The sequence below is a fragment of the Streptomyces sp. NPDC058457 genome, assembly GCF_042720695.1.
GTDB lineage: Bacteria > Actinomycetota > Actinomycetes > Streptomycetales > Streptomycetaceae > Streptomyces.
Genome location: NZ_JBHXLU010000035.1, coordinates 1 through 22,971, shown reverse-complemented (window position 1 = coordinate 22,971; position 22,971 = coordinate 1). Strand labels below are relative to the sequence as shown.

At 71.6% G+C, this 22,971-nt stretch carries 15 protein-coding genes; 1 reads left to right on the top strand and 14 read right to left on the bottom strand.

Features of this window, described 5'->3' with window-relative positions:
* Positions 1 to 11: 11 nt before the first annotated feature.
* The 8 genes from ACFWPS_RS26070 to ACFWPS_RS26035 all read right to left on the bottom strand — a co-directional run bounded on the left by ACFWPS_RS26070 (position 12) and on the right by ACFWPS_RS26035 (position 9,873).
* Complete coding sequence (locus tag ACFWPS_RS26070) at positions 12 to 809, bottom strand: enoyl-CoA hydratase-related protein (RefSeq protein WP_383708585.1); 798 nt, start codon at positions 807 to 809, stop codon at positions 12 to 14.
* Positions 800 to 2,035, bottom strand: coding sequence for a hydroxymethylglutaryl-CoA synthase family protein (locus tag ACFWPS_RS26065; RefSeq protein WP_383708584.1), 1,236 nt, complete (start codon positions 2,033 to 2,035; stop codon positions 800 to 802). Before ACFWPS_RS26065 ends, ACFWPS_RS26070 begins: the two co-directional genes overlap by 10 nt.
* Before the next feature lie 10 nt (positions 2,036 to 2,045).
* A complete protein-coding gene (locus ACFWPS_RS26060; RefSeq protein ID WP_306984812.1) occupies positions 2,046 to 2,960 on the bottom strand; it encodes a DUF6039 family protein in 915 nt (304 codons plus the stop codon).
* Positions 2,957 to 3,757 carry a thioesterase II family protein gene (locus tag ACFWPS_RS26055; protein WP_383708583.1) on the bottom strand — a complete coding sequence of 267 codons (801 nt, stop codon included), beginning with the start codon at positions 3,755 to 3,757 and terminating at the stop codon, positions 2,957 to 2,959. The genes ACFWPS_RS26060 and ACFWPS_RS26055 overlap by 4 nt, the downstream gene beginning before the upstream one ends.
* Entirely contained in the window at positions 3,754 to 5,559 is a 1,806-nt protein-coding gene (locus tag ACFWPS_RS26050) for an amino acid adenylation domain-containing protein (protein ID WP_383708582.1), read from the bottom strand. Before ACFWPS_RS26050 ends, ACFWPS_RS26055 begins: the two co-directional genes overlap by 4 nt.
* A 74-nt stretch (positions 5,560 to 5,633) precedes the next feature.
* Positions 5,634 to 7,973 (bottom strand): ACP S-malonyltransferase, encoded by a 2,340-nt coding sequence (gene fabD / locus ACFWPS_RS26045; protein ID WP_383708581.1) that lies wholly within the window; start codon positions 7,971 to 7,973, stop codon positions 5,634 to 5,636.
* A gap of 245 nt (positions 7,974 to 8,218) precedes the next feature.
* Positions 8,219 to 8,902 carry a cyclic nucleotide-binding domain-containing protein gene (locus ACFWPS_RS26040; RefSeq protein WP_383708580.1) on the bottom strand — a complete coding sequence of 228 codons (684 nt, stop codon included), beginning with the start codon at positions 8,900 to 8,902 and terminating at the stop codon, positions 8,219 to 8,221.
* A 20-nt stretch (positions 8,903 to 8,922) separates the two neighbouring features.
* A complete protein-coding gene (locus ACFWPS_RS26035) occupies positions 8,923 to 9,873 on the bottom strand; it encodes a chlorinating enzyme (protein WP_383708579.1) in 951 nt (316 codons plus the stop codon).
* A gap of 439 nt (positions 9,874 to 10,312) precedes the next feature.
* On the opposite strand from ACFWPS_RS26035, the gene ACFWPS_RS26030 reads away from it, so the two are divergent.
* Complete coding sequence (locus tag ACFWPS_RS26030) at positions 10,313 to 11,026, top strand: PIG-L deacetylase family protein (protein WP_383708578.1); 714 nt, start codon at positions 10,313 to 10,315, stop codon at positions 11,024 to 11,026.
* A 39-nt stretch (positions 11,027 to 11,065) separates the two neighbouring features.
* On the opposite strand, the gene ACFWPS_RS26025 is transcribed toward ACFWPS_RS26030, so the two are convergent.
* Genes ACFWPS_RS26025 through ACFWPS_RS26000 form a run of 6 tightly spaced genes read right to left on the bottom strand, consistent with a single transcriptional unit; the run spans position 11,066 to position 22,958 of the window.
* Entirely contained in the window at positions 11,066 to 12,331 is a 1,266-nt protein-coding gene (locus ACFWPS_RS26025) for a beta-ketoacyl synthase N-terminal-like domain-containing protein (protein WP_383708577.1), read from the bottom strand.
* Positions 12,331 to 12,570 (bottom strand): phosphopantetheine-binding protein, encoded by a 240-nt coding sequence (locus ACFWPS_RS26020; protein ID WP_356260658.1) that lies wholly within the window; start codon positions 12,568 to 12,570, stop codon positions 12,331 to 12,333. The genes ACFWPS_RS26025 and ACFWPS_RS26020 overlap by 1 nt, the downstream gene beginning before the upstream one ends.
* A gap of 50 nt (positions 12,571 to 12,620) precedes the next feature.
* Positions 12,621 to 13,931, bottom strand: a complete 1,311-nt coding sequence (locus tag ACFWPS_RS26015; RefSeq protein WP_383708576.1) for a hydroxymethylglutaryl-CoA synthase family protein — start codon at positions 13,929 to 13,931, stop codon at positions 12,621 to 12,623.
* Complete coding sequence (locus ACFWPS_RS26010) at positions 13,928 to 14,188, bottom strand: phosphopantetheine-binding protein (protein WP_383708575.1); 261 nt, start codon at positions 14,186 to 14,188, stop codon at positions 13,928 to 13,930. Before ACFWPS_RS26010 ends, ACFWPS_RS26015 begins: the two co-directional genes overlap by 4 nt.
* A gap of 20 nt (positions 14,189 to 14,208) precedes the next feature.
* Entirely contained in the window at positions 14,209 to 15,204 is a 996-nt protein-coding gene (locus ACFWPS_RS26005; protein ID WP_383708574.1) for an LnmK family bifunctional acyltransferase/decarboxylase, read from the bottom strand.
* The gene (locus ACFWPS_RS26000) at positions 15,201 to 22,958 is read right to left on the bottom strand and encodes an alpha/beta fold hydrolase (protein ID WP_383708573.1); all 7,758 of its coding nucleotides are present in this window, start codon (positions 22,956 to 22,958) and stop codon (positions 15,201 to 15,203) included. The genes ACFWPS_RS26005 and ACFWPS_RS26000 overlap by 4 nt, the downstream gene beginning before the upstream one ends.
* Positions 22,959 to 22,971 lie beyond the last annotated feature (13 nt).

Genomic DNA, 22,971 nt, shown 5'->3' with positions numbered 1-22,971 from the left:
CGACCGGTCGGTCAGGTTTCCCAGGGAAATCGACGGTGCTCCGCGTAGGCCGTCAGACCTCTGCGGACGTCGGGGAGGGCCATCAGGCGCGTCAGTTCGCCCACGGCGGCCGCGCGGGTCCGCTCGCCCAGCGGCCACAGCTCGCCCGCGTACCGCTTCATGGAGCCGAGGGTGGACGTGCTCAGCCGGGCCGTGCGAAAGGCCAGGCGCCGCACCGAGTCGTGCAAACCGTCGGTGAGGTCGTCGACGAGCCCGCACCGGGCGGCGTCTGCGGCCGGGAGGGGCCAGGTGGTGAGCGCCATGGCGTACGCCTTCTGGAAGCCCACCCTGCGGATCAGGAACGGCAGGACGCAGCAGGGCAGCAGCCCCCACAGCGCCTCGGGCAGCGCGAAGGTGCTGCGCGGGGTGGCGAAGGTGAGGTCGGCAGCGGCGATCAGGCCGACGCCGCCGCCCGCCACCTTCCCGTCCACCGCGGCCGCGACGATCAGCGGAGCCCGGGTGAAGCGGGTCAGCAGGTCGTAGAAGGCGCCCCCGGCCTCGGTGTCCGCGGTCGGGGCGCCGGCGGCGGCGTCCAGGTTCATTCCGGTGCTGAAGACCCCGGGCGCGGAGGTGAGCAGCAGGACTCGGCAGCGCGGGTCCGCCTCGGCGGTGTCGAGCGCGGTGTGCAGCCGCTGGAGCAGTCGGTCGTCGATCGTGTGGTCGTGGTCCGGCGCGTCGAGGGAGCAGAGGTGGACCGTGCCGGACGGGTCCGCCGCTCCGGTGTCGGAGCCCTGCCCCGCGTGGTCGGGGCGTCGCCCGGTCACGTCCATCGGTACTCCCGGTGGTAGTCGCGGACGCGGTCGAGGACCAGCAGCCCGTGGCCGGCGAAGTGGCTCGCGTAGAGGGAGGTTTCGCGGTGCGGTGCGAGATCGGTGTCCCGGCTGCCGAAGGAGGCGGCGTCGCGGTCCGCGCTGAGGGTGTCGTACTCCTGCGGTGTCAGGGCGCGCCGGTCGTCGACAGCGGCGGCGAGCGAGCCGTCGACGCCGACGTGGCGGTGGGCTTCCGGTGCGAGAACTCCGCTGAAGAACTCCGAGGCGCAGCCCGATCCGTAGGAGAAGAGCCCGATGCGGCGGGCGCTCTGTGAGGGCTCCGCGTCGAGCAGGGAGCACAGGGCGAGGTAGAGGGAGGCGGAGAACAGGTTGCCGACCTGGGAGGCGTAGCGCACGGAGGAGGCGACCCTGGTGGCGTAGTCGGCCTCGATGGCGGGTGCGGGCAGGTGTTCCCGCTTGCGCAGGAGCGAACGGTGGGCGCCCTTCACCATTCCGGCGAAGGGGGTGTGCAGGACGAGGTGGTCGAAGGTGGCGCGCAGGTCGGCGCCGGGGACGCGGGCCTGGTAGGCGGCCCAGCTCTGGTCCAGGCAGTCGAGGTAGGCGAGCAGGGACAGGTCGGCGTCGACCACGTCCTCGTGCAGGCTCGGGCGGGCGGTGTCCATCACCTCGTAGGTGTGGAAACCGCTGGCACCCGGGTCCAGGGTGAGGACGCGGGGGTCCGGGCCGACGAGCAGGGCGACGGCACCGGTGCCCTCCGAGGGTTCCCAGTAGGTGCCCCGGCCCGCGGCGCTGGGGGCGTCGGTGGCGATGACGAGGGCGCGGCCGTCCGGCGCGGGGCTGTCGCGCAGGATGCCGAGTGCGCTGCGCAGCGCGGCGGTTCCGCCGTAGCAGGCGTGTTTCACCTCGAAGGATCGGCAGTGACGCGACAGGCCGAGGTGGTGGTGCACGTAGGTGCTGAGCGGTTTGCCGAAGTCCAGGCCGGATTCGGTGGCCACGACGACGAGTTCGATGGTCGCGGCCTGCTCGGGGCCGAGCCGGTCGATCAGCGGGCGGGCGGCGTTGACGGCGTTGCTGACGGCGTCCTCGCAGGGCAGGGCGACCGACTTCTGTTCCATTCCGAGGTTGCCGAACCTGGACAGGTCGAGGCCCCGGTGCAGGAACAGGTCGCGGACGCCCACCCGCGCCCTGCCGAGGTAGGCGTTGACCGCTTCGATGCCGAGTGCCATGTCCGGCCCGTCAGCTCTCCTTGGAGGGGGGCTGCGGGAGCAGCAGGGTGTCGTGGATGCTGTCCTGCACGAAGACGCGGTCCCACGTGCCGCCGCCCTTGGACGCGTGGACGCGCTGTTTGTCGTAGACGAGGCGCTGGGTCTCGGCGCTGCGGTCGAGTTCCGCGAGCCGCTGGTAGTCGGACAGGTCGCGCAGGTGAATGAGGGAGTAGATCCGGTCCTGGTGGCCGAAGGTCTCCTCGTAGAGGAGGACGGTCGCCGTGCCGGCCAGTTCGCGGTTCACGTGTTCCTGCCAGTCGAAGGCGAAGAGCCGTCCTTCCTCCCTGAACTCGTACTTGACGTGTGCCGTGCGCAGGATGATCGCGCCCGCGTTGGCGGAGTTGAGCTGGATGTCGAACGGCTGGGCGGTCTGGTGGCGAGCCGAGGGGACGAAATTGTCGGCCTCGCCGGGCTCGTCGGCTTCGTCGTGCGCGTGGGAGAGGCCGTGTTGCGGAACGAGGATGCGCTCGCGCATGCTGCCGTCGGCGAAGATCCGTTCCCAGTTGCCGTGGCCCTTCTCCGGCAGCCGGTCCACGACGGAGATGCCCTGGAACTCCTCGTCGTGGTCGACCATGTGCAGGAGCTTCTGGTACTCGTTGGGCGAGCGCATGTGGATGAGCCAGTGCAACCGGTCGCGGACGCCGAATACCTCCTCGTAGCAGAAGGTGGTGGCGACGTCGGCCTGATTGCTGTTGAGGTAGCGCAGGAGGTCGACGCTGAAGCCCCGGCCTTCGGTGGCGTAGCCGTAGTTGAGCTGCCCGGTGCGGTAAATGATCATGCCGGCGTTGCCGGAGTGGAGCAGCCGTTCCGGTTCCAGGGTGGTCTGGTCCTGGGCGCGGTGCGGAGGGGTGGTGGGCGCCGCGGGCTGCTCTGCGGTGGTGGTCATGGGGTGATCCTTTCGGTGTGGGCGAGGTGGGGCACGGGGGCGGTCGCGCCGAATCTGCGGATGTCGGCGCGCAGGGCGGCGAGGAGTTCCCCGGGGGTTCCCTTGAGGTAGAAGTGGTCGCCGCGGAAGACGCGCAGGGAGAAGCCGTGCGCGGTACTCTCCCGCCAGCCGGCCAGCTCCTCCGGGGCCGCCTCCGGGTCCGCGGCGCCGACGAACGCCGAGACGGGGCAGGGCAGCGCCGCTCCCGGCAACGGGCGGTAGGTCTCGTTGAGTTCGAAGTCCGCACGGAGGGTCGGCAGGAAGAGCCGCAGCAGTCCCGGCTCGCGCAGGATGTTCTGCGGGGTGCCGCCCAGCCGCGCCACCGCGGCCACAAACTCGTCCTCCGCCAGGAGGTGCAGCGGCGAGCGACGGGCCGGCAGGTGGGGCGCGCGCCGGCCCGAGACGAAGAGTCCCAGGGGGGTGCCCAGGCCGGCGGCGTGCAGGGCCCGCGCCGTCTCGTAGGCGAGGACCGAGCCCATGCTGTGGCCGAAGAGGGCGAAGGGCCGGTCGAGGTGATCCGGCAGCACCTCGCACATGCGGTCGATGATGTCCTCGACGCGGGTGAGAGGGCGTTCCTTGATCCTGGTCTCGCGGCCGGGCAGTACGACGGGGCACAGTTCGATGTCCGGCAGCAGAGCCGCGCGCCAGGGCGCGAAGAAGCTTCTGCCGCCGCCCGCGTGCGCGAAGCAGAACATCCGCACGGGGGCGCCGGTCTCCTCGGGGGGCCGCTGCACCCAGGCGTCCGGCACGTGGGTCACCGGCTCTCGGAGGTGACCGTGCCGACCCGGTCGGCGACCGCGGTGACCAGGTTGTCGACGGAGGCGGTGTCCCCGAGTTCGCTTCCGTTGAGGGACAGTCCGAAGCGCTGGTTGACCTCCGCGATGACGCGGACGAAGAGCAGGGAGGTCGCTCCGAGGTCGAACAGGTCCCGGTCGGCCGGGAGCGGTCCCGCGCCCAGGGCGGCCTCGACGATGTCCGTCACGGTCCTGCGGGTGTCGGCGGCGGCCGTGTCCTCGGCCGACCGGGAAGGCGGTGCGCCGACAGCGGCGCGGTCGGCCTTGCCCTGGGGGGTGAGCGGCAGGCGGTCGACGAACCGGTACCGGGCGGGCCGCAGATGAGCCGGCAGCTGCGCGGCGGCGTGGTCGCGCAGCCACAGGTCGGCTCCGGCTTCGTTCCCGGCCTGCTCGCGGGCGCCGTCGGCGAGCCGCACGGCGGCGACCAGTCGGCTGTCTCCGTCCGCGAGTTGCTCCGTGCCCACCAGCGCCTCGGCGACGTCGGGGTGCAGGGCGAGCGCGGTCTCGATCTCGTACGGCTCGATGCGGTAGCCACGTACCTTGATCTGGGCGTCGATACGGCCCAGGTAGGTGAGGGAGCCGTCGTCAGCCCGTACGGCGAGGTCGCCCGAGCGGTAGGCCCGCGTGTCGCCCTCTCCGGTGAACCGTTCGGTGTCGAGCTCCGGCCGGTTGAGGTATCCGCGGGCCACGCCCGTGCCGAGGACGTACATCTCGCCCATGGTGCCGTCCGGGACCTCGGCGCCCAAGGCGTCGCGCAGGCTGATCCGCATTCCGGGCAGCGGGGAGCCGATCGGACTCGCGTCGGGCCGTCGCAGGTCCGCGGCAGACAGTTCGTGCCGGGTGACGTGCACGGTGGTCTCAGTGATCCCGTACATGTTGACCAGCGCGGGGCCGCTCTGCCCGTGCCGCTTCAGCCAGGTGGAGAGCAGGCCGACGTCCAGCCGCTCGCCGCCGAGGCAGATCAGCCGCAGGCGGGAATCGGAGGGCAGGGCGCCCGCCTCGTCGGTCAGGAGCTGGCGGAACGCCGAGGGGGTCTGGGAGAGGACCGTGACCTGTTCCTCGGCGAGCAGCCGCAGCAGCTCCCGTGGTGCGCGCACCGCGGCTCGGGGTACGACGACGAGGCGGCCGCCGTGGAGCAGTGCGCCCCAGATCTCCCAGACGGAGAAGTCGAAGCAGGCGCTGTGGAACAGCGTCCAGGTGTCCCGCTCGTCGAAGCCGAACTCCGCGGCGGCGTCGAAGAGCGCGGTCACGTTGCGGTGCTCGACCAGGACCCCTTTGGGGGCGCCGGTGGAGCCCGAGGTGTAGATGACGTAGGCGAGGTCGTGGGGAGCCGACGCCGTCCCCGTCCGGTGCGCGTCGGTTTCGCGGGGGCGCGGCAGCTGATCTCCGACACGGACGGTATGCACACCGCTGCCGGCGAGCCGCTGTGCTCCCTGCGCGTCGGCGACGACGGTCTTGGCCCCGCTGTCGGCGAGGAGGAAGGCGACCCGCTCGTCCGGGTAGGCGGGGTCGATCGGCAGGTAACCGCCACCGGCCTTGAGGATTCCGAGCATTCCGACGATCAGGGCGGTGTCCGGTACGCAGGCCAGGCCCACCAGGGTGCCGGGCCCGACGTCCGCGGCGCGCAGCGCCTCCGCCACGTCTCGCGCGCCCGCGTCGAGCTCCCCGTAGGTGAGCCGCCCCTCCGGGGCGGTGACGGCGATCCTGTCCGGGGTCAGACGCGCATGGTTCTCCACTATCTCGTGCAGACATTTGTCAGCGAACACGTCACTCTCCCGGTTCGGAACGCGAGGGGCGCCTTGGCGAGACGACCCTAGGAAGGGGCGGGCGGCCAAACCACTCACGATTGAGCGCTCCACGAGGCGATCGGGGTCTGTTCGTCCTCGACGCGGCGCAGTGCGTCGCGAAGATGGTCGGCGGTGGCCGTCATCAACCGGTCGGCCACGACGTCCACATGGCGGTGGCGCCAGTCCTCCAGGTCGGTGCCGCGCACCCAGGCGTTGAAGGCGCCCATCGCGGGGCCACAGTGGATCTGGTAGTTGGCGCGGCCGTCGGGGTCGCCGCGCAGGGCCAGTGCGGTGGAGTGGCGGAAGTACCAGCGCAGGACGAGCGCCATTCTGCGCCGGGGGTCGCGCAGGGCGGCGTCCAGGTCGGCGGGTCGGTGCCGGGCGAGGTGGTCGCGGGTCTCGGCCCACACCTCCTCGAAACTCCGTCCGCCGAAACAGTCCTCCTCCACGGCCCTGCGGGTCGCCGCGTCGATCTCCTCCAGCGTCCCATACCGACGGTAGGCCTGGTAGATACGTCCCGCGCGGGCAGCGAACAGGGTTCCCTTGCGCACGACTTGGACCCGGGCCCCCGCTTCGAAGAGGTCGCCCGCCGGGGCCTGGGCGGTGTCCTGGATCCCGACGGTCGCCAGGAGGTCCTTCACCTCGTCGGAGGTGCCTGCCTCCGGCGTGCACTGGTTGATGGAACCGCTGACCACGAAGTCGGCACCGAGGACGAACACCGCCGCGAGCGCCTCGGGACTGCCGAGGCCACCGGCGGCGCCGACGCGGGGCACCGGGGAGCCGGGGTGTTCCCCGGCGACCGTGTCGCGCAGGCGCCGGATCGTGGGGAGCAAGGTGAGGGCCACACCCCCGTCGGTGTGTCCACCGGAATCCGACTCCACGCAGATGTCCTCACTGACGGGGAGGCGGGCCGCCACCGATGCCTCCTGCGGGGTCAGCCTGCCGTCGGCGACGAGTGCGTCGAGCAGCGCGCCCGGCGGCGGACGCAGGAAGGCCTCGGCCACCTCGGGGCGGGAGACCTTGGCGAGCACCCGGTTGACGGCGACGGGCGCGCCGGACCTGTCGCGGTGCGAGCCGGCGAACCGGTAGTGCACGAGGGGTGCGGTGAGCCGCGTGTAGGCGGCGGCCTCCACATGCCGCACGCCCCGGCGTACGTAGAGGTCGACGACGGCCCGCTCCAGTGCGGGATCCCCGGGGGTGGCCAGCAGGTTCACGCCGTATGTGCCCTCGGGTCCAAGGGAGCGGGTGATGCGCTCGATCGCCTCTTCTATGCGCTCGGGCCGTAGACCGCCCGCCCCGAAGAAGCCCATGAGACCGGCTCTGCCCATGCGGACGACGAGGTCGGCGGAGGCGATGGCGTGGTACATCGAACCCGTCAGGTAGGCGTACCGGACGCCGTACGCCTCGCGGAATGCGGCGCTGCCGAGCCGTTGCGGACCCGGGCCCGCCGGGGGCTCGGAGGGGGTGGCCGCCGCGGTGGCGGGGCGGCGGGCAAGGAGGCTCGGTCTCGGGGTGCCCGGGTCGGTCGGGCGCGGCGTCCGGTCGCAGGACGCCGCCCGCAGCGCGGAGCGCCAGAGTCCCGTGAGGGTGGTGCCCGGTCCGACCTCGACGATGTCCCTGACGCCGCTGTCGATCAGATGGCGCATGCCGCGCTCCCAGCGCACGGGGGAACGCATCTGCTGGGCGAGGAGCGGCACGACCTCGCCGTCGGCGGGATAGGGGCGGCCTGTCACGTTCGAGAGGACGGGGATGCGTGGTGGGCGGAAGGCGATCTGGTCGAGTTCGGCGGCGAACTCCCGCGCGGCCGTGTCCATGTGCCGTGAGTGGAACGCCGCGGCGACCCGCAGCGGTACGCACCGGAAGCCGTGCCCTCTGAGGATTCCGGCCGCCCGTGACAGTTCGGCGGCGAGTCCGGCCAGCACCACTTGGTCGGCGGCATTGAGGTTGGCCGTGTCGAGCTCCGTGCACCCCTCGGCCGCCAGGAGCGCGCCCGCGGTGTCCGCGCGGGGGCCCAGTACGGCCAGCATGGCGCCGCCGGATGCCCGCGCCATGATCTCCCCGCGCCGTCGTACGAGCCGCAGCCCCGTGTCGAAGTCGAAGCAGCCCGCCGCGAAGAGCGCCGCGTACTCGCCGAGGCTGTGGCCCGCGAGGAACTCGGGCCGCTGCCCGCCCGCGGCACGGCGCAGGTGAGCGAGGGCTTCGACGACGAAGAGGGCGGGCTGGGCGAAGCGCGTGTCCCCCAGGCGCTCCTGGGGGCTCTCGCGGCACAGCTCGGCGATCGAGTAGCCCAGGATGTCGTCGGCACGGTCCCTCAGATCCGGGCGCTCGTCGAACAGTTCAGCTCCCATGCCACGGTGCTGGGAGCCCTGACCAGGAAAGAGCCAGGCGGCCATCGGGATCCTCTCGACGGGCGCGCCCCTGGGCGTGGCACCGGGCGAGAAGGCGTCCGAGGATGCGCGGCACCATCTGTGCGGCCAGGTCGGACGCGCAGGTGGCGCGGAGCGGATCGCGCGCGGCCGAGCGCTGGGCGCGGTGGGGCGACTGCGGTTAAGGTTGGGTTTACACGTATAAGGGGTGGCCGTCGGCAGGGGAGGACGCATGGTCAGGGGCGGACGGGAACCACAGGCCAGCCCCTCTCTCAGACCCCCAGGTCCACGCTGAGGTACTGCATGAGGTTGCTCTCGTCCACCACGAGATAGGCCCCGGACTCGCGCCGTATGAGCCCGGCCTCGCTGAACCGTTTGAGGAATAAGCCGACGCGGGAGCGGGTCGTCCCGACCATTCCCGACAGCTCCTCCTGAGTGATCCGTTCCTCGATGCAAATCCCTCGCGGCTGTCTCGTGCCGAACTTCTTGGCGAGTGTCAGGAGGGTCGCGGCGAGCCGGCGCTCGCTGTCCATGGTCACGAGATTGGTGATGACCTGCTGTTGCTCGGCCAGCCGCACGGTGAGCAGTTTCAACAAAGCCTCCAGCAGATCATCGTGCGCCAGCGCGGCCCGGAAGCGCGCCACCGGAATGCGCCGGAGTACGAGCGGTGTCATGGCGGCGGCCGTCTCCTCCCGGGTATTTGTCAACAGGGCCAGTTCCCCGAAGACATCACCGGCTGAGTAGATGGAAAGAAGGCATTTCTTCCCGCCCAGCGAGTTGGTGACTGTCTTCACCCGACCGCTCTCCACGAGATACAGGTCGGCGCCCGTGTCCCCGCAGTTGTAGACGTGAGCGTTTCGGCGCACCACGCACTGGGAAGTGGGCCAGGCTTCTTCTTTTACGATCCTTTGCAGGATCTTTGAGAGGCGATCGGAGTTCGACGAAGAGCCGTCCATATGCACACCCCTCGGAAGATTCAGTTGGAGACGAACCGGTGGCCGCGCGTCGTCCGGTCGACCAGTCGGTTATGCGAGTATTTGTCCTCTCCCGAGACGAGGACGCTGCCGTGGCGCTCCAGACTCACGCGCCCGCCGTACTCCTCTATCTCCTCGGTACCGGGATAGACCCGCACCGAAGTGGGTACGTATCGCGCCGCGAAACCCATGCGCGCCTCGGGGACGTTGCCGGCGTGCGGAAGTGAAGCGTGCATCAGCGTGGACCAGAACATCACCGCCTCGCCGGGCCGCATGACCATGGAGACGGCCTGGGACTCGTCCGGCGTCCAGTCGGGGTCCTTCTGCAGCTGCCGGTAGTCGTAACCGAAGAATCCACGACGAACCCCGTCCTTCTCCTTGCGGTTGATCGAGGAGGGGTCGTAGTGCATGCGCTTGGTCTCGTCGTAGAACATCGACTGGTGGGTACCGGGAATGAACTGGAGACACCCCGTTTCCTCGTTCGCTTCCGTGAAGGCAGTCCATACGGTGATGGTCCCGCCGAACTCCTCGGCACCCTCGGGCCAGACGATCTGCGGGGTGCCGGAGGCGTTGGCGAAGGTGTCCGCCTGATGCCAGTCGGTGCCCTCGTCGCCCGGGTACTTGGGGAAGAACTCCGTCCGCCAACACAGCACGTCGGGGCCGAGGACGCTGGTCACCCGGTCCGTGATCCGCCGCTGCGTGATGTGATCGGCCAGGTGAGCGGAGTCGAGGTGTCTGTCGTAGTTGGCGATGTTCGTGTTGCCCGACTCCGCGGCCTCCGAGCGGTACACGGCGTGCTCACGGTCCATCAGGCGCAAACGCTCGCCGCGCCACGCCTTGCGCATCTCGTCGACCTCGTACACCTTGAATGGGCCGTAATACCCACGGGCATGGAAGCCGGACAGCTCATCGGGGTTGAGTGCAAAGTCGCGGATGCCGGATGCGAGTTCCACGTCAATTCTCCTGGATGGTCATTCCAGCGGAAACGGTCACGCCGAGTACCCCGTGGGGACGCGCGGCATGGAAGGGCGCCTTAGCCGTTAAACCCGCTCATCGCAAGACGCCGCACTGTTGACATCCCGGCCCCCTTTCCCTAAGGCGTCACCCTACGCACAGCAGGCTAGTGGCTGAGATGCGACGGCAACTGCTCAGATTTGAGCAGAGATTGGAAATATTCCAGTGAAAACAGATGCCGCGCGGACTGCAGTGATCACGCCCAGAGAGCTGCCCCTACGCTGTCCGTTGGCAAACCCCTCGCTCTACGCGGTATCTGGAACTCCGCTTCTGCGCGGAGAGCAATGCCTCGCTCTGCGCGACGCATACCGCGGCCCGCGTCCAGGAACTGCTCACTCCGAGGCAGACACCATCCCCTTCGCCCGTCACTCTGCGTCCATGACGAGCCAACTCACTCCCTTCCCTGACGACTGGACCACCGCACTCTGCGTGGTCGCCCACCCCGACGACATCGAGTTCGGGGGCTCCGGCGCGATCGCCACCTGGACGGCCGGGGGCAAGTCGGTGGGGTATCTCCTGCTGACGCGAGGCGAGGCGGGCATCGACGGGCTGGCGCCCGAGGAGTGCGCGAAGGTCCGTGAGGCCGAACAGCGCGCCGGCGCCGAGGCGGTCGGTGTCACCGCGGTCGAGTTCCTGGACCATCCCGACGGCACCGTCACCTACGGCCCCCGGCTGCGCCGTGACATCGCCGCCGCGATCCGGCGGGCCAGGCCACAGCTGGTCGTGGGGTACAACCACCGGGACACCACGTCCACGGCCAAATGGAACACCGCCGACCACCGCGCCGCCGGACGCGCCCTCCTCGATGCCGTCGGCGACGCCGGAAACCGCTGGATCTTCCCCGACGTGGACGAGGAACCCTGGGCGGGGGTGCGCCACGTGGCCATGATGGCGTCGCCCGAACCGACCCACGCGGTCGACGTGAGCGACGGCGTGGAAGCCGCGGTCGCCTCGATGGAGGCACACCGGACGTACCTCTCCGGGCTGGGCTTCACCGGAGACGTACGCGCCCCTGTGACCGGCCAGTACGCCCAGACGGGAGAGAGGTTCGGAGGCGTGCCCGCCGTCGCCTTCGAGCTGGTCAACCGCTGACGGACGCGGCGCACCAGGGCGGCTGAACTGCCGTCCGGCTCAGCAACGGCGCAGTACGAGCGCGGTGTTGAAGCCGCCGAAACCGAAGCTCGTGGTCATCGCGTGCTCAAGCCGGGCGGTCTCCGCCGTCCGCCCGGCGTACCGGAGAGCCCCGTCCACCGGCCGCCGCAGCGCCGGATTGGGATGCACGAACCCCGCCCGCAGCTGAACGACCGTGGCCACCGCCTCCAGCACCCCCGCCGCGCTCAGACAGTGGCCCACCAGGGCCTTCGTCGCGTTCAGCCAGGGGCGCCCCGCCGACTCGCCCAACACCTGCCGCAGGGCCGCGAGTTCCGCGTCGTCGCCGGCGGCGGTCCCGGTGGCGTGCGCGTTCACGTAGTCCAGGGCGCCCGCCTCCAGCTGAGCCCTGCCCAGAGCCGCGTTCATCGTGCGGGCCTCCCCCGCGACACTCGGATCGCTGAGGCTGTTGGCGTCCAGCCGCTGCGCGTACCCGGTCAGCCGCGCGAGCCCGGCGGCGCCCCGCGCCCGTGCCGAGTCGGCGCTCTCCAGGACGAGACATGCCGCCCCCTCCCCGGGTACGAACCCCCGGCGATCGACGTCGAAGGGGCGGCACACCCAGCCGTCCGCGCCACCCACCGCCGGTGCGGCCAGGGCGCCCAGGGTGGCGAGCCCCTGCCACTCCAGCGGGCCGAGCCTGCCGAGCGCGCCCACGGCCAGGGCCACGTCGGCCGCGCCGCACTCGATGAGGCGGGCGGCCTGGACGACGGCCGCCCCGCCGCTCGCCGACGACGCCCCCACGACACACCCCTCCCCCGTCACGCCGAGCACCTGACTGAGGGTGGCGACATGGTCGGTGTCCTGGACGTGCAGGGCGTAGCGGGCCGCGAGGTGGGCCGGCCGCCGGTCGTGCACGGAGTGCTGCTCGTAGACGTAGCGGGACGAGAGGTTGGTTCCCCCGACGACGAGCGCGATCCTGTCGCCGGGCACCGGGGCGGTGTGGAGGCCCGCGTCCAGCCAGGCTTCGAGGGCCGTCAGCAATGCGCTGCGCACCGGCTGCGGTGACCGCCTCGCGGCCCGGGACCCCGAGCGGCGCAGGGCCGCCGGCACCCCGGGCAGCGCCGCGAGTTCGGTGTCGAGGTCGAAGTCGTCGAGCGGGGCCAGTGTGCGCGGGCCAGGGTCGAGGGCGTCGCCGTCTACGGTGCGGATGCCGCAGGTCCCCGCGCGCAGCGCCGCGGTGAACGCCGGCACGTCACGGGCCGTGGAGCAGCGCACCCCGAGCCCGGTGACCAGCACGGGCCGCGTCATCAGCCGTATTTCCGCAACAGTTCGACCAGAGAGGCGATGTCCCGCACGGCGTGGAACTCGGTCACCGGCACGGTGATGTCGAGCCGTTCCATGGCCAGGGTGGTGATCTCGGTGCGGTCGATGCTGTTGGCACCCAGGTCGCTGAGTGAACCGTCGAGCGTCACCGCTGCGGGGTCGAGCTCGGGCAGCACCTCCAGCGTGCTGCTGCGGACGGCTTCGAAAGCCGTGGTCTCGTCCAAGGGATGCCTTCTCTCTTCTCGGTTCGGCCGGTTGGGACCGGGTGTCCGGGTCAGCGGTCGGCGGAGTGCCAGGTGTACGTGCGGTGGAAGCCGTCGATGCCGGTGTGCAGCAGCAGCTCGCGCTCCTTGGTGAAGCTGTCGAGCAGCGGCACGTAGCGGTCCACGTCGATGCGTCGTTCACGTTCGGGAACAAGGCAGGAGCGCGTCTCGGCCAGCAGCTCGGTGTACTCGTCGAACGTCAGCTCGCTGCGGGCGGCGAGGGACCGGCCGATCTCCAGCGCGGCCATCTCCCGCTGGGCGCGTGCGTCGACGACGCCGCTGTAGAACTCCGAGGCGCATCCGGAGCCGTACGAGAACAGGCCCACTCTGGCCCCGGGGCGGGGCCGGGCCGTCTCCAGCAATCCGGCCAGCGCGAGGTAGAGGGAGCCCGAGCACAGGTTGCCGACTTCGCGCGGGTAGGCCAGCGCCGGGGCGACCCGGCGGGCGAAGTCCTCCTCGACGGCCTCGGGCGAGCGTACTCCGGCACTCTCCCGGAGCATCTTGCGGTGCGCCGCCCGGACGAGCCCGGCGAACGGGGTGTGCATCGCGAGGTGGTCGAAGGTGGTGGTGAAGTCGGCGCCTTCCACCCGCTCCGCGTAGGCGCCGAAGCTGCCGCTCAGACAGTCCAGGTAGGCGAAGAGCGAGCGGTCGGCGTCGGCCACGTCGAAGGTGGGGCCGGGACGGGCGGAGTCGAACGTCTCGTAGCTGTAGGTGCCGGACGCCCCGGGGTCCAGGGCTAGTACACGAGGATCGTCCCCTACGACGAGGGCGGCGGCCCCCGTTCCCATGGCGGGTTCGGTGTACTGCGCTCCCTCGTCGACCAGGGAGACGTCCGTGCCGATCACCAGAGCCTTGGCGCCGGGCGACAGTCCGGAGGCGATGTGTGCGGCGGCGAGCTGGAGCGCCGCCGTGGCACCGTAGCAGGCCTGTTTGACCTCCAGGACGCGGCAGTGGCGGCTGAGCCCCAGGTACTCATGGACGTAGGACGCGACCGATTTGCTGTAGTCGATCCCCGACTCGGTGGAGGTGACGAGCAGTTCGATCGCCTCGCGCCCGGCCGGTGTCATGCGGTCGAGCAGCGGACGGGCCGCGTTGACGGCGTGGGTGACCGGGTCCTCGCAGGGCAGGGCGACGGACTTGTTGTTCATCATCAGGTTGTCGAGGCGCGCAAGGTCGAGACCGCGGCCGGCGAAGAGGGCGGGCACCGGGATGCGCGCCACGCCGCAGTGGACGTTGAGCGCCTCGATGCCGAAGCGGGGCACGGGCACCCCTTCGCCCGCCGGTACCGGGGCGGGGGTGTCGTGCGGGTCGTGGGCCGTCACCGGCCGCTCCTCTCGCGCAGCAGCTGGTGCAACAGGTCGGTCAGGGCGTCGATGTCGGGCAGGTCGGCGAAGCTCGCCAAGGGCTCCTGGATGGCCAGGCGGTCCAGGAGGCCGACGATGATCTCGACCCGGTCGACCGAGTCGGCCCCCAGGTCCCGCAGGTGGGCGCTGCCCCTGACACGGTCCTTGTCGAGACCGGGCAGGATGTCGAGGACCGTTTCCGTCACCACTTCCTCGATTCGGGCGCGTGCCGTCACGGTTGTCTCCTCTCGGAGTGTCATCGGCCCGGCCTCCCGCCGGCGACCTTCAGCTCGGCCACCGCCAGGGCGGTGTCCCGTCCGACGTCGTGCAGGACCGCCTCGACGCGTTCCTCGGCCGGATCGGCGGCGTTGCGCCACAAGCTCAGCGTGAGACGGATCGTGGTGTCCGCGTCGGCGTTGCCGAGGTAACAGATCCGCTGGTCGAGGACCACCCGGTCGCGAAACTCCCGCTCGCCGCGCCCCAGATGGGCCCAGAGCCGCAGCAGCGCCCAGTCGAGCATGGCGAAGTACGACGCGAAGTACAGGAGCCCCACCCCGTTGAGATCCCGGCTGGCCTCCACCGGATAGTCGACCGTGAACCCCGTGACGACCGCGTCGTGCCCCCCGGGCGGCCCGTCGAGGAAGGTGCCGTTGTCCCGTGCGTGCGCGTAGGCCAGACGCGGTGAGAACTCCCGCGGGACGACGGCGAGATGGCGGTGGCTGAACCCTACGGGCGCGGCGCGCACCAGCCCCTTGTTGCTGCCGTCACGGCTCCGTGCGATCCAGCGGTTGAAGTTCTCTACGCGCAGGTCGCCGGGGTCCGGCTCGGTGTGGAAGGCGACCGGATCGAGGGGGCGCGGCGGCGAGCCGTCGTCGCGCCGGAGACGGTGCAGCGTGAGGACCGACTCGCTGCCCTCTCCGAAAACTCCGGACACCACGTGGATCCGGTCGCCGAATCCCAGGGAGAGCGGGTGCAGGACCCGGCTCCCGCGGATGCGGAAATAGGAGAAGGAGAGGTAGACGGGCGACCCGTCCTCGCCGCGGGCGTCGTACACGTCGGTGCCGGTCGCGGCGGTGACCGCGTCCCACGTCCAGTCGCCGAGGCGTGCGGCGAACAGCGAGGTGGGGCCGCACATCCCCGGGGTGACCCGTTCGGTGCGCACGACCGTGGTGGCGTCGATGTGGTCCACTCCGGCGGGGGTCCACGTGGCTTTCGGGCGCGCGGGGGCGCGTGTGTGTTCCGCGCTCGTCATGTCTCCTCCCGTCCCCTCTCGGTCAGGAAGCCGGCCAGCAGGTCGTTGAGTTCGGTGGCGTGGGTGAGGGAGGGGAAGTGCCCGGCTCCGGGCAGTTCCGCGTAGCGGGCGCCAGGGATGGCGCCGTGCAGGAGGTGGGCGGTCTTGAGCGGGATGACGGTGTCCAAGGCGCCCTGCACAATGAGCGTCGACACCGCGATGTCCCCGAGCCTGCCGAGCAGATCGGGGCGGAGACCGAACACCTCCAGGTACCTCAGCCCCGTACGCGGATCCATGCTCTCGCAGCGCAGGAGCGTCTGCTCCAGGTCCGTCCGCTGTGCAGCGAGGCGGGCGCCGTCGGGGCCCTGGACCACCGCGTCGAAGTCGTGCCTGCCGACGATGTCCAGCCGGTCGAGGCCGCCCGCGCGGTTGCCGATCCGGTAGGAGCTGCCGATGAGGGTCAGGGAGGCGCAGCGGCCCGGGTGGTCCAGGGCGTAGGTGAGGGCGCCGAGGCCACCGAAGGACGCTCCGGCCACGTGCACCGGCCCGTCCTCGCCGAGGAGTTCGAGCGCGGTGCGGGCCGTCGCGGCCAGGGACGACAGACTCAGATCCGTGATGCCGGTGGTGGCACCGACGCCGGGATGGTGGATACAGATCAGCCGGTAGCGGTCGGTGAGCCCGGCGAACTGTCCCGCGTAGAGGCCGGCGCCGATGTTGAACGGCGGCATGAGCAGCAGCGCCGGCCCCTCCCCCGCCGTGTACGCCTCCACACGTCCGCCGTCGGGGAGAGAGATGAGGTGCCGCTCGACGCTGGGGCAACTCGCGCGCAGGGCCTCGTAATTGCCGTCAGGCTCGGCGGATCCGGCCTCCTGCGGGGCTGTCCGGTCGGTGTCGCTCGGCGCCGGTGCGCCGAGCAGTGCGGCGATCCGCGCGCCGGCCCGCTCCGCTTCCTCCGGCTCCGTTCCGAGGGGCACGGCGAAGCGCACCCGGCGCCTGAGTTCGTCGGTGTCTCCGAGGTGCGGCGCGCCGCGTACACCGGTTTCGCGGTGCAGGAGTCCGACGCAGGCGAGCGCCGGTTCCTCGTGACCGGCGAACCGGTCGAGGGCGGTGGGGTCGAGAAGCACGCAGTGGCCGCCGGGCCGGTCGCCGACGGGCAGCCCGGCTTCGTGCAGCGTCCGCCACAGCGCGCGTACGGCGGTCATACGGCGCTGGACGAGTTCCGCGACGCCGGCTGTGTCGAGCAGCGCGGCGCAGGCGTGCCGACGGGAGCGCAGCGCCAGGTCGTGGCCGGTGTCGGCGACGCGGGCGCGGGCGTCCGCGGCCAGGGCCGGATCGTTGATGAGCAGCAGGGCGCCGGCGGTGACGCCGAAGTCCTTGGGCAGGCTGAGCGTCGCCAGGTCGCCGAGGGAGAGCAGGTCCCGCACGACGCTCCACAGCGCGCGGCCGCTCTGTCCCGGCTCGTGGGCGATGACCGCGGCGGCGTTCTCGACCACGCGGGTCGCGTCCAGGAGAAGCGGCACTCCGCGCCCCTGCGCCAGCTGCCGCACCGCGCGGAGCCCGGCGAGCGACACCGGCAGACCGCCCGAGGCGTTCGCGGCGAGTTCGACGGCCACGAACGAGATCTCCCGGGCGGGGTCGGCCAGCGCCTCGGCCAGTGGCTTCGTGGCCGGGTCCGCGCCGGACCAGGAGGATTCGTCCTGGGTGCGGCCCACCGCCCGCGGGGTGAAGCCCGCGAGGACGAGGGCCGAGGTGAGGGTGGGGAAGAGTCCGTTGTGCGGCACCTCAGCGCGGCCGCCGGACCAGACGGAGCACAGCAGTCGCTCCGCGGCGCGCCCCGAGCCGACGAGGACTGCGTGCGCGAAGGGCAGCCAGTCCGCAGCGGGCAGGCCGTGGGCGGCCGACCCGTCGGCACCTGCCGTCGCTTCGGCGAGCGTGGCCATCCTCCGCTCCACGGCCGGGCCGTCCAGCTCCGCCCAGGAGTCGGTGAGGAAGTCCGTTCCGATGGTGTCGTGCGGCAGGGTGAGAACCTTCCGGCCCAGGGCTACGAGGTCCTCCGTCCCGGGGCCCGGTTCCTGGGGCGCGGTACGCGCGGCGCCGTCGAAAGGGGCGGCGCCGTCGGCGGTGAACAGGTCGGGGTCCGCGATCATCAAGATCAGGTCGGAGGCCGGTGTGCGGTCCGCTCCGGTGGGCTGGCAAAGATAGAGCGGCAGGTTCGTCGGCCTGAACTTGTTCTTGAACTGGAAGTTGCCCTCCCCGAAGATGCCCACGGACCGCAGTTCCGCGAGCTCCCTCTCCAGCTCCGACCCTGTCCCCGCGCTCGCGGAGTCCTTCTCCGCGATGCCGAAACTCGCGCCCAGGCTGAGAGTGGTGCAGCCCTCCTCGACCAGGGTCTCGATGATGCGCACCATCGTGTGTTCCAGGCCCCCCAACGGCGCGTCGCGCGGATAGAACTCCAGGTCCAGGAGGTAGCCGGGCTCGGAGGGTATCCGGGTGAGGATGATCGCGTTGATCAGCTCTCCGTCGAGCCTGGTGAGGAACAACCGGTGTCTGTCCGCCAGCCGGCCGTCGCGGAGCTCCTCCCGGACGACCTCGATGTACGGATTGACCATCTTCTTGTTCTCGGTCCAGCGGTCGAGAAGCTCCGCGATCTCCGCGTCGCACGCCGGGTCGTCGCCCGAGCGGTAGCCGACGGTGGAGACCTCCCCGGAGCGCTCGAAGCGTTTGACCATGTAGCGCAGCCGGGACATCCGGCCGCCGTCCAGGGTGAACGAGGGAAGGTCGTCGAGGCGCTGGAGAGCGCCGAACCGTGTCGCGGTGAACGGCTCGCCCGCGACCCGCTCCAGCGGTTGCAGGGACAGGAAGTTGGGGCGCAGTGCGTGCCGGCGCGCGTACGCGACCAGTTCGGCGGCCAGGTCCGGGAAGTCGTCACCGGTTCCGACGTAACTCCAGGCGAAGAGCACGCCGCCCCGGACCGAGACGTGGAAGTAGCCTTCGCGTGCGCGTCCGAGCAAGGCGTACGGGGCGATGTCGCGCCCCGCGAGACCGTTCTCCTTGCCGTGACGGCGGTCCAGTTCCGCGAGGACCGCGGCGGCGGGGGTGCGGGCGAGGTCCCGCTTCAGCAGGAGCAGGGTGTCGTCCGCCTCCTGAGGGAGCCGGTGATCTTGCACGTCGCGGGCGGCTGCCGTCGCTGCCGTCTCGCGGGGGCCGTTGTTCGCCTTGTCCGCTGTGCGCGCCCTGGCGAGTGCGGCGGGTGCGTCGCCGCCGAAGCGGCGTTCCACTTCCGCGGCGAGGGCGGTCAGGTCCTCCTCGTCGAAGAGCAGGGTCTTGGGGAGCGTCCCGAACGCTCCTTCAAGGGCGCTGATGACCCGGAGCATCTCGAAGGAGGTGAGACCGTTGTCGGCGAAGGTGCGATCGGGGTCGAGCGGTCTTCCGGTCTGCTCCTCGATCGTGGCGCGCAGTTGGTCGTGCGAGGTCGGGCCGGAGGGAGGCGGTGGGGTGGTGGCCGCCTCAGGGCGGGGGTCGTCCGCTTCGGTCCTCGCTCCGGATTGCGCGGTGATGTGCGCGCACAGTGCCTCGACGGAATCGTGCTCGTAGAGTTCGGCGGCCTTGAGGTCCAGGGCCAGCGAGTCGTTGAGCCTGCGGACGAGTTCCATCCGGAAGATCGAGTCGAGGCCCAGGTCGGCGAAGGGCCCGGTGGTGTCGAGCAGGTCCGCCGGCACCGCCAGGATGGCGGCCAGTTCGCACCGCACGATCTGTTCCACGTCCACGTCCACGTTCACGACCACGTTCACGTCCACGACCGGTTCCGCCTCGCGGATCTCGCGCCGCTCCTGGTCGGCCTGAGGGTCCGGCACCTCGGCAGGAACGTCGTCGGGCTCCGGGGCGTCATCGATCCGCGGGCTCGGTGCGAGGCGTATCCGGGGGCGCTTCCTGCCATGTTGCCACTGGGGGGCGGCAGCTTCTTCTTGCACCGTTTTCTCCTGGGTCAGGGCGGTCGCCGTGTGCGCGGGGTCGGCGGAGGGCTTGGCCTCGGCGAACCAGTGCGCCGTGGTGGCGTAGGGGAAGCCCGGCACTCCCGCCAGCCGCCGGACCGGGCCCGCAGGCAGGGCCGTCGGGCCTGTCGTCAACCGCGTGGGCCGGCCCGCGACCCACGCGGCGGGGTCCTCGTCCGGCACGGCCGGGGACCCGTCCCGCGGGGAGCCAGGGCGCGCGGGTTGTGCACCGTCCGTCCGTTCGTGGCTCTGGGGTGCGGTGCCGCGGTGGGCTCCCGGGAAGTCCTCTCCCGCCGCCAGGGCACGCAGCGCGGCGACGGCGTGGGAGGGGGTGCCGGCCACCAGTGCCCAGCGGTGCGGGAAGGGGTCACGGCCTGTCCGCAGGGTGTGGGCCAGGCGAGGCAGTGTGCCCGCAGAGGCCGTCTCCAGATAAGCCGCGAGGCGGGCCGCGTAGCCCCTCAGGGCCGCGTCGTCGGGCGCGGAGAGCAGGAGCAGGTGCGGGCCGTCCGTGGGCGGGGCGGGCAGTGGTTCGTCGGCGGACTCCAGGACGACATGGGCATTGGTCCCGCCGAAGCCGAAGGAGCTGACGCCGGCCCGCAAGGGGAGGGTGCCCTCCGGGCCGTCCGCCGGATACCAGGGTTCGAGGCGTGTGTTGAGACGGAACGGGCTCCCTTCGAGCCGTACGTAGTCGTTCGTGTCGTCGAGGTGGAGCGTGGCGGTGAGTTGCCGCTCACGCATACTCAGCACCACTTTGAGCAGCCCCGCGATGCCTGCCGCGGCCTCCAGGTGGCCGATGTTGGACTTGACGGCACCGAGCACGGTCGTGGCACCGGACGGTGCGCCTTCCGCCTGCTCGGAGGCCAGTTGGGCGAAGGCCTTCTTGAGCCCTTCGATCTCGACGGGGTCGCCGAGCCGGGTCCCCGTGCCGTGGGTCTCGATGTAGCCGACGGTGGACACGGGCACGCCGGCGTCGCGGTGCGCCGCCGTGATCACCCGGGCCTGGGCGAGCGGACTGGGAGCGGTGAGCGAGGTGGCATGGCCGCCGTGGGCGACGGCGCTGCCACGGATGACGGCGTACACGTGGTCGCCGTCGGCGCGGGCGCGGGCGAGCGGTTTGAGCAGGACGACGCCGACGCCCTCACCACGTCCGTAACCGTCCGCCTCCCGTGCGAAGGGCTTGCAGCGCCCGTCGGGGCTGAGCATCCCCGACTGGTCGAAGGCCACGAAGAGGTTGGGGCTGAGGAGCACGTTCACCCCGCCGGCCACGGCGGCCTCGCACTCGCCGGAGCGCAGCGCCCTGACGGCTCGGTGGACGGCGACCAGCGCGCTCGAACAAGCGGTGTCGACGGCCTCGCTCGGTCCGCGCAGATCGAAGACGTGCGACACCCGGTTGGCGAGGACGCAGGAGGCGACACCGCTGGCCGTGTGTGCCTCGACGGGGATGTCATGGCTGCTGAGCAGGTCGTCGTAGTCGCTGGCGGCGACCCCGGCGAAGACCCCCGTGGCGGTTCCCCCGAAGGCGCTCGGCGCGTGACCCGCGTCCTCGAAGACGCGTCGCACCGTCTGGAGGAACAGTCGCTGCTGAGGGTCCATCAGCGCTGCTTCGCGGGGCGAGATGCCGAAGAGCGCTGCGTCGAAGGCGCGTACGTCCTCGATGAAGCCGCCGCGTACGTCGCGCGTACGGGGATCCGCCAGCAGATCGGCGCGGTCCGGTGGGACAGGGCCGGTGAGATCGTCACCGGCGGCCAGACGCGCCCAGAACGTGTCCAGGTCGGGAGCGCCGGGAAGCACACCCGCGATGCCGATGACCGCGATGGCGTCGGGGTCCGGTTCGGGGGACGGCGCGGGTGGTCGGGCCGGCTCTGGGTGGAGCGGGGGATCGGCTGGGAGGGTGGGTACGGCTGCGGTGGTCGCGGTGGTCGGGGCGGCAGGTGCAGCCAACGCGGTCGCGGCACCCGATGCGGTCGGAGCGATCGGGGCAGCCTGGACGGGCGGCGTGAGCGGTAGCGTCACGGCCACCGCCGGGCCGTGGTTCTCGGCCAGGTATCGGGCGAAGGCGTCCAGGTCGGTGCACTCGAACAGGACGGTCGGCAGCAGGTCGAGGGAGTACCGCTCATTCACCTCGCTGATCAGTTCGGTCAGGGAGATCGAGTCGAAACCGGTGTCCATGAGGTCGGCTTCGAGGTCCACTTCCCGCTCCTCCACCAGCAGGAACCGGGCGGCCATCGTGCGCAGCGCGGACCGGGTGGCGTCCCGGAGGATGTCCGGGTCCCGCTCGGCGGCGCCAACCACCGTCACCGGTTCCGCAACGTCGGGCGGGGCCGCGGTGGTTGCCGGGGAGGCGGTGACGACCACGCAGCTCTCGTCCGTCGCCAGCGCCGCGCCGAGCGCCCGCAGCCCCTTGCCGGTGGCGAGCGGGACGCTCTCCCAGCGCTGGGCGAAGAGTGCGCGGGTGGCATCCGTCACCTGCATGCCCCCTTCCTCCCATAGGGGCCAACACACGGAGAGGGAACGCCCGTTGCGCTCTCCCGCCCGCTCGCGCTCCGCCCGTCGGTCGGCGAACTCGTCCAGGTAGGCGTTCGCGTACGCGTAGTCGGCCTGGCCGAGGTTGCCGGTGCGGGCCGCGACGGAGGAGAAACAGACCAGGAAGTCGAGCGGATCACCGGCGGTGGCCTCGTCGATGTGCACGATTCCCTTGATCTTCGGGGCGAGCACCGCGGCGACGTCCTCGGCCGTCTTGCGCACGGCCCGCATGTCGCGCCTGGTCCCGGCCGCGTGGATGACGCCACGCAGCGGCCCGTGGCTCCGCCGCACGTCGGCAACCAGCCGTCGTACGTCGTCGGCGTCGGCCACGTCCACCTTGTACGGCACGATCCGTGAGCCGGGGAACGCGCCCTCGGCCGCTCCGCCGTCCACGCCTGCCGCGTCAGCAGAACGCCCTGCCAGGACCACCGTCACCGGGGCCTGATCGGTCATGTGCCGGGCGAGCCGCCGCCCCAGGGCACCGGTGCCGCCGAGCAGCAGGTAGACGCCGCCTTCCCGCAGCGGCAGGGCGGGGCCGGTGCTGCCGGGTGCCGCGGGAGCCAGCGCCTCGAGGTCGCCCAGCGGTTCCAGGTCCCGGATGTGGCGTGTCCCCTGGGTCATCAGCACTTCCGCGCACCGGTCCTGCGGCGTCGCCGTCGGATCGGCGGCCAGCACTTCCGCGATCAACGCGGCCGCGACGTCCTCGGGACGGACGGGCGAGTCGAAGGTCACGGCCGCCGCCGCGAAGGCGCTGTGTTCGAGGGCGAGGGTGCGCAACAGGGCCGACAGCGCCCGCTGCGCGGGGCGGCGGCCCGCGGGTGCGTCCGCATGGCCCGTGACGAGACGCAGGGGCGCTCCCGTACGGACGGCGCACAGCGTACGGACCGTCCAGAGGAGGGGGTGGAAACCGCTCCTGGCCTCGGTGCCGGCGTCGTCGTACGCGTCGGGCGCGACGTGGACCACCGCGTCGGGCACCAGGTCCTCGGCGCGCAGGTCCTCGACGAGCCGTGCCAGATCCTCTGGGCGTGCGGTGTCCAGGGCGTAGGAGTCGGGCGACGTGCGGGCGTAATGAGGCGCCGGGGTGACCCGGACGCAGCGGGTGCCCAGCCTCCTGAGGCCGTCGGCGAGGCTGTCGGCCCGCGGCCCCTCGGCCAGCAGGAGGGCGGCACCGGGCGCGTTCCCCTGCCGAGCGGGCAGCGGCTCCGGCCGCCAGCGCGGCGCAAGGAGCGTGACCCTGGTCCGCGCGTCCTCCGCCGTCACGGTCGCCGTCGCC